The organism is Prevotella sp. CAG:592 (assembly GCF_000436015.1).
GTDB lineage: Bacteria > Bacteroidota > Bacteroidia > Bacteroidales > Bacteroidaceae > Prevotella > Prevotella pectinovora.
Genome location: NZ_FR892495.1, coordinates 1 through 6972 on the forward strand (window position 1 = coordinate 1; position 6972 = coordinate 6972).

General features: G+C 38.8%; 3 protein-coding genes and 1 pseudogene. All 4 read right to left on the bottom strand.

All coding sequences use genetic code 11. The features are described 5' to 3' along the window. Positions 1–161: 161 nt before the first annotated feature. Positions 162–1379, bottom strand: coding sequence for an HNH endonuclease family protein (locus QVO99_RS00890; RefSeq protein ID WP_022315703.1), 1218 nt, complete (start codon positions 1377–1379; stop codon positions 162–164). 36 nt (positions 1380–1415) lie between these two features. Next, positions 1416–2243, bottom strand: a complete 828-nt coding sequence (locus tag QVO99_RS00895; RefSeq protein ID WP_022315704.1) for a DUF262 domain-containing protein — start codon at positions 2241–2243, stop codon at positions 1416–1418. A gap of 56 nt (positions 2244–2299) precedes the next feature. After that, positions 2300–6199: an N-6 DNA methylase gene (locus QVO99_RS00900; RefSeq protein ID WP_022315705.1), complete on the bottom strand. Its 3900-nt coding sequence runs from the start codon at positions 6197–6199 to the stop codon at positions 2300–2302. 88 nt (positions 6200–6287) lie between these two features. After that, positions 6288–6497 (bottom strand): annotated as a pseudogene (locus tag QVO99_RS00905) (Fic family protein); the annotation flags it as partial. Between the last annotated feature and the right edge of the window lie 475 nt (positions 6498–6972).

The following is a 6972-nucleotide window of genomic DNA, read 5'->3' on the forward strand; positions in this document are numbered from 1 at the left end:
ACCTATATTTAATACCTGTTCATACTGTCGTCATTACGTCACCCAAAAACAGGTGACGCAATGACGACAGAATATTGATTATCAATCAGTTATAAAATACATGTTTTTTAGTAACAATGTCAGGATGTTGTACTTCATCGCCTCACCAGACTAACCTTTGACTATTCCTCATCCCCTTCTTCTTGTTCAGAACGGAATTCAAAGACAAGTTCTGATGCAGGGATGTTGCATTCCTCAAACATACCGTGAAGTATGTTTATCTTGGTCGCTGTACTATTGTCAGTCCATACATACATCCCTGGAGCAAGTTCTCGTCTCCAGTCTTCCTGTGTCGTTGAGAAACTGCACTTTTCATTTGCACAAAGCCATTCTATAGTTGAACGTTTTTCTATAAGAATGTGTCCACATACCTGAATGAGCATTTCCTTCCATGTATTGACCGTATATCTAACCCCATGAAGTATGTACGCTTGAAGCTTCTTGCCTGTGAACTCATAATCCTCATCGTCAAGTGATGCAGATTCCGCCTCACGGCTCAACGGTTCAAATGATGTTGTAGGCATAGGCCAAAGCCGCATAAACACATCCTGTAGCTCTTTCTGACGTGCTTTTAGTTCCGTTTCAGTCCATTGTTCGCACGATTTCACAGAGTTGTTCAACCGGAACGCACTGTCTTTGAAACCTTTCTCCATGTCTCTTTTCTCAATAAAGGTAAGATTGCTATATTGAGAATTATATCCAGTGAGGGTAAGGTTTGCCAGCGTATGCAGATATTGCTCATGAATTCTTTCCCAATCATCGCCCAACGCGGTTTTCCACTTGTCAGACAATGTTTGTGGCATGATATGCTCAATCGTGATATTCTTCTCAGTCAGTTCTTTCACCACATCATGACGTTCGTTATTGTCTTGGTTCTCCATGCGCTCAAGTATAAACATACGAGCATTGACAGGCATCTTATATACTTGGCGTGTCTTGAAATCGCCCTTCACCTCCTCGTCTGATGGAAACACCGAAGAACGCCCCTTCTTTAGCAGAACGTATTTCAGCACGTCAATATATGAAGGTGCAGTCTCGTCACTCGATCTGTTGACGTGATTCAACACATCTCTGTGAAGTGTGGCAAAAACCTTATTCAAAGCATTCGATGGAAGATTGCAAATGATTCTGCGAGCCCAGTAGGCTTCAATGACATCAAGAACTTGGTAGATTTCTGTTTCTGCCAATCCTACTTTAGTTGCATAGTCGAAGAATGCCATAAAGAAAGGATAAGCAATAGTAGAATCCAACGTCCGAAGTTGATTCAACTTTCTATTTAGCTTGGCTGTACCTACTTCAGCATTGTCAACTTGGCTGTAAATCTTGGCATAGTGATGCATATCTTCCAAGAGTGTAGCCCTATCAATGTTTGCAGTCTATGCATACTCTTTGAATATGAAGTAGATTTTATCAATACGACCTATTTTACCTTGCTTCATGGTCAGGTAATCACGCACAAAAGATGATGGGTCGTATTTGGTAAATTCTTCTATTGGATTCCAGAATCGAGTATAAAGATTATCCTGCTCTGCAGGTGCGAGTGACATCAAGAGATAGTTGCGTATCTTGTCTGCTTCGCTTAGGTCAAGACCTGTAGAGTTCAGACTCTCGAATATCAACTGTGGGTCATCATCTTCGTCAAGCCGAATGTTGATGACTTCGAGTTTCTTTATTGTCTCAAAGAGTTCGTCGAGGGTCAAACCAGCACGAATTATCTTGTCATAGAAGAAATCATAATTGCGAGTCACGTTCGACTCCTTGATATATTGTTCTTTTGGCTTATACAGTAACGCATCAAAAGCCTGCATATCTTTCTTGATGGGCTTAAGTTTCACCTTGCGCTCATCCTCCTGATATTCATCCACAAGATAACGCTTGAAGATTTTCTCAACAAGTTTTGCATCAGTAGCCTCTATCAGTCCTTCTTTCTTGGCATTGACCATAGCTATCAGCAGCAACGAAACTGTAGTGATTCGCTGCTGACCATCAATGATGAATCTGTCTTCTGTTCCCGACTGAATACTTGAAACAATGCTTCCAAAGAAGTGACTCTTACGGTCGCTATTATGGAGCTTCATCAAATCTTGGAACAACTGCTCGCAGTTTTCCTCCTTCCAGTCGTAGTTGCGCTGATACAGAGGTATGATGAATCGCTTGTCCGATCCATCAAAGAATTTTATCAGAGGTTGTGCGTCGCCTTTCATAAAAATCTAATTTAATCATTCGAACACTAACAGCATATCATGTTTTGCTAATATTTCTATTTTAAGTACTTATCCAATATTGCCTGCTTGTGTTCTTTACATTCTTCCATTTGAATCTTCAATTTTTCTATCTTATCTTCAATCTCAATGATTTTTGAAACAGTTGCTTTCTGAATATCAATTGACGGTACTCGAATAGATAGCGCTTTAATGCGCTCTGTTGAAGCACGGTTAGCACGTGAGAATCGTTCATGCTCACCAGCTTTTAGTAGAGGATAGACAAGATATTTAGATAGAACTATTGTTTCATCAAGCACTTTTATTACACCACAATGGTCTGTTGGGTGGAAAGGTCTGTTTGCTGACAAATAGTTTACCATCCAATCTCCATCTATTCCCCATAGGACAGAAGGTTTAGAGAAATCCGTCAGCAACGACGAGTCTGTCTTTCCAAACGGCTCGAATACATTAGCACTGAAAACCTCGAATTTACCATCCTTCTTTAACTCGCTTCTAAGGACACGACGACCTATTTGAAGATCGAATACCTGCTCATTGTCGAGACGAAGGTCGATAGTTGCTTTAGAATCTGCCTCAACGAGAATTTTTCTTAACTTTTCTTTCAACCTATTCATCTCATCAATACTATTCTGATATAGTTCTTCAACTTTAGAGCACTCTGAAACGATACTATTAATAACATTAACAGGTGCATCAGGTATTGGCAATTGCTGATAAAAGTATTCAGGAACTCTGCGATGTCCACTTGCTCCAGTCATATTTGACGCCGCAATTTTTCTGATTTCATTGCGATTAATCCATTCAAGCAGATATTTTGCTCTTATCTCATCCGTTGTTCTAAGAACATGAAATTCTGTACTTCCAAGCCCTAATCCATTTGTAAGTCCATGTGCCAATGCACACTTTCCATTCTCCATGCAAGGGGTGATTTTTGCAATTAGTACGTCGTTTTCCTTAAAGTTCGTGTATCCACCTGATAGTTCTCCTATAGTTTTGTCAACCATATTTTCAATACAACCTAATCCGAGTGAAGACATCTCTATAAAGGAAACAATTTTGTCATGAGGTAATTTCGAAAACTCCTCCCTAGACGGATTGATTTCTTTACAGAATTTCTTCAATGGAATGACTTCGTATTTACTCTCAACTGCAACCTTCAATGAAATACTTGTTTTTAATTCTTTATTAAAAGCTGTTCTTGAAAATTCTATCATATCTACCAACTTTGCAGTTGTTGCGAAATCTGCAATACTATCTGGTATTCCGTATTCTTCACCCAAGAAATTCTGTCTGATTAAATAATTGATCTTTTCAGGATCATCATAATCTCCAGGTTTGAAAAGACAGGTATTTATAGACTCAATTCCCGAGATTTGTTGCATAGTATCATCCTCTGCCTCATTTCCTTCATCATCTTCAGAGTCGGATGTGGTAGCTACATTTAAATACTTGATGCCTTCACTACCTTTACGATTCACCCATTCGTAACCCAAGAACTTTTTCATTTCTGTATTAGACGATGGAGACTTAACAATCAGAACAGGATTGTTTGTCTGTACAGCCAACATAAAGAAATACATCTTTTCTTGCTCTATAGCCTTTACAAATGCATAGAACGCCTTATCTGCCTCTTTTTTCTTATCCTCTGAAGATAAAGATCTAAAAGTGGCAGTTCTTGTTTTTGCTACATATTTTGTGCGAATGATTTTTGCTTCATCACACACGTCCTTCATTGCATTACGTGAAGTTCCGAAAAACGAATTATGGTAAGTCTGTATTACCTCTGAGTCAAGGAAAGATTCTGATATTGTACCCTTCAAGAACTCCTGATAATCCTCTAAAGAATAACCAAGATGTTCACAGTATTTCTCCATCAATTCTGTATCCTGATAAACCTCATCTCCGTTCTCACTCAGATTGAACCAGCACTCTACACGACTTGTGTAATGTTCCGCATCAGGAGTATTAGTCTCTTTGCGACGAAGAAACATAACGACGGTGTTTGTACCAGTCTTGCCAAATGTTCCAGAACCCAACTCGACAAGAGATACAATATGGAAATTTTCAAGAATTATTTCACGCGCTTTAGCATAAATACCGCCTTTGTTCAAGACAGATACGGGCAGCACAATACCTGCAACTCCTCCAGCCTTCATTAACTGAGCTGCACGTTCCATAAAGAATGTCTCAATAGCATTGTTCTTGGCCAAGTTTATATTGTTGTTGAAAAGTTTATATCTCTTCCTGTCTTTCTCACCAAGTGTTTCGAGAAATCCAGAAACCGAATATGGAGGATTGGCAATGAGTACACTATATTTGCCTTCTTCAACATTCGGATGTGATTGTAATGCATCAGAATAGACAATCTGAGTTTCATCGTGCCCATACATGAAGGCAGACACCTTCGACACCTTGGACAGACGATATTCTTTTTCAATACCCGTTATACGTGAATAGTAGTCCTGTAATGGCAAGTCAGGACGGTATTTTTTGACAAATTCCTTGATACGATCAGCATACTCTGTAAGGAAATGACCTGCACCACATGCATAATCTATGGCGTACGGCACGTCTTGACTGTCCTTTACTAAATGCTCCAATGGTAGAGATGTCACAATAAAACGCACAATAGGCATAGGAGTGAAGAACTGTCCTTCACTCTGCTTTACACCTTTCGTAAGAAAACCCTCAAATAAATCACCAAGGAACTGGTGTGTATCAGAATCTTTCAGGCGAATATCTTGTAACATAAGAATAACCTTTCTGAGAATGGCGGCATTCTGCTGGAAAAGTTTCTTGTTGTGAACGCTAATAAATGAGAAGTCGTTGTCAGAGAAGAACTTTAATGCACGAAAATAATCTTTGATTGTTTTACGTGTAGCATCCGGATCATTCTTGAAACGGCGGAAAGCTTTGTCTATCTCAGCATCTTCAATATAAGTAACCTCTTCCCCAAGGAACTTTTTCATTCCATCACGATAAAGACGCTGAAGACGATCTTGCAATTGGAAGTCATCATCGTATGCAGCGCCTTTCCAATAGAAATGCAGATCGTCTGGATTATTTGTCTCGTCGACGACCTTGGCAAGGAACAGATTTACCAATTTATCAAAGGCATTCTCATGTGCTCCAACATTATGCTGACGCAAGATGTTTGAAAACTCACTATACTTCTTTTTAATGGTATCGTTATTAACCTTCCTCAAATCAGCAACAGTATATTTATCCTTGCCTATATGGTAAGGTTGGACAGTATCCTCAAATAATCCAATTCGAGCATAGTCACACTGGTAAGCTTCATGCCATACACGATATAACTGCTTGTTGTTTGAAGCCTTCTCATACGAAAGAGCCTCTTCATCGTTCTCAAGCATTTTCTTGTTGTCCTGAACATTCAGCAAGTAATAATCAGGCACAATCTTGTCATCAACTATATCAGATGTATAGAGACAAAGAAATTTGGTGGATTTTTCTTGTTGAAAGTAACTAAACAGCTGAGCACCATCTTCAAGAGTATCATTCCATGCCCCTTGGAATTCATCTGCTTTTTTGCACTCAATAATAAGCAGAGAGTCTTTATCTTCGTCAGTACCAATAACTTTGCCTTCGCCGTATGTTCGCACCCAAATATCGGCATAGCCGCTTTTGCTACTATGTCCTAATTTCCATCGTGGCTCAAGTTCTATGTGTTCTGCACGATATCCTTTAGTTAATAAGCGATCTACACACTCTAGAACAACGAAATTCTCTGGTTCTGCGAAGTTGCTCGTTGTTTCTCGCCCTACGGTAATATTTGCCTCATTATAAAATATGTGTTCGTGAGCAACATCTATCTTCAATGTCACACCAACTTCATATTGTTTTGTATATATATTCTCTTCTTGTGAAAAGCCAAGAAGAGTGAGCAGTTTTTTTATGTCAGATTTTTGAATCATATTGTAAGATTTCTCAAAGTTTTAAAATAAAGAATGACGGTAAGAATGTTGAGTGTTTGTCTCAGCTTTCATGTGGCATCAATAAATATTATTGATACTTCTTCCAATTCTTTGCCTTCTCCGTTAATCGGTACATCTGTTCTGGATGGTTTGGATGTTCTGGATATTTCCGTTCAATACTGCCATCTGCCAGTGCAGGAGCGATATAACTATCATGCATTGTTTTACGTCTGACTATTGAACATAGTTTCATTATCTCAGAAACATCAAGGTAATCATCGTTCATTACTGTCACTAATTTTTCTACTTGGGCGGTACTTGGGCGGTACTTGGGCGGTCAAACTCCTTTTCCGTTGTCCACTCAGCCATTAATGTAGCCTTTAGAATAAAAGCGTCAATATGGAATGAGGGGATGGCACAGCCTTTTGTTTCCAACTCATTGCAGATACGATCAATACCCTCGCCAAACTCTTTGACATACTTTTGTCATCTTTACTGCTTATTTCTCTTGATAATGACAGCTTGATTCTTTCCAAGTTTGTCTGCCAGCCATTTGCCGTTTTGATTGCAAAACTACTAAATTCTACTGAGAATAGGGTGTGTTTACATAAATTATTATTATAGTCAAGCGATATTTGATGATTTCATACAAGGTATAACCATATTCACCATTGTCCAAGATTCCACATAACAAAGAAAATAAGATGAAGTATAAAACTATTATTGATAAATACAACAAGGAACAAATTTCACCTATATTTAATACCTGTTCA

Bases quoted from the DNA above. Each gene is read 5' to 3' on its own strand.
- QVO99_RS00900 (WP_022315705.1), bottom strand. From the start codon at position 6,199: ATGATTCAAAAATCTGACATAAAAAAACTGCTCACTCTTCTTGGCTTT.
- QVO99_RS00890 (WP_022315703.1), bottom strand. From the start codon at position 1,379: ATGCATCACTATGCCAAGATTTACAGCCAAGTTGACAATGCTGAAGTA.
- QVO99_RS00895 (WP_022315704.1), bottom strand. From the start codon at position 2,243: ATGAAAGGCGACGCACAACCTCTGATAAAATTCTTTGATGGATCGGAC.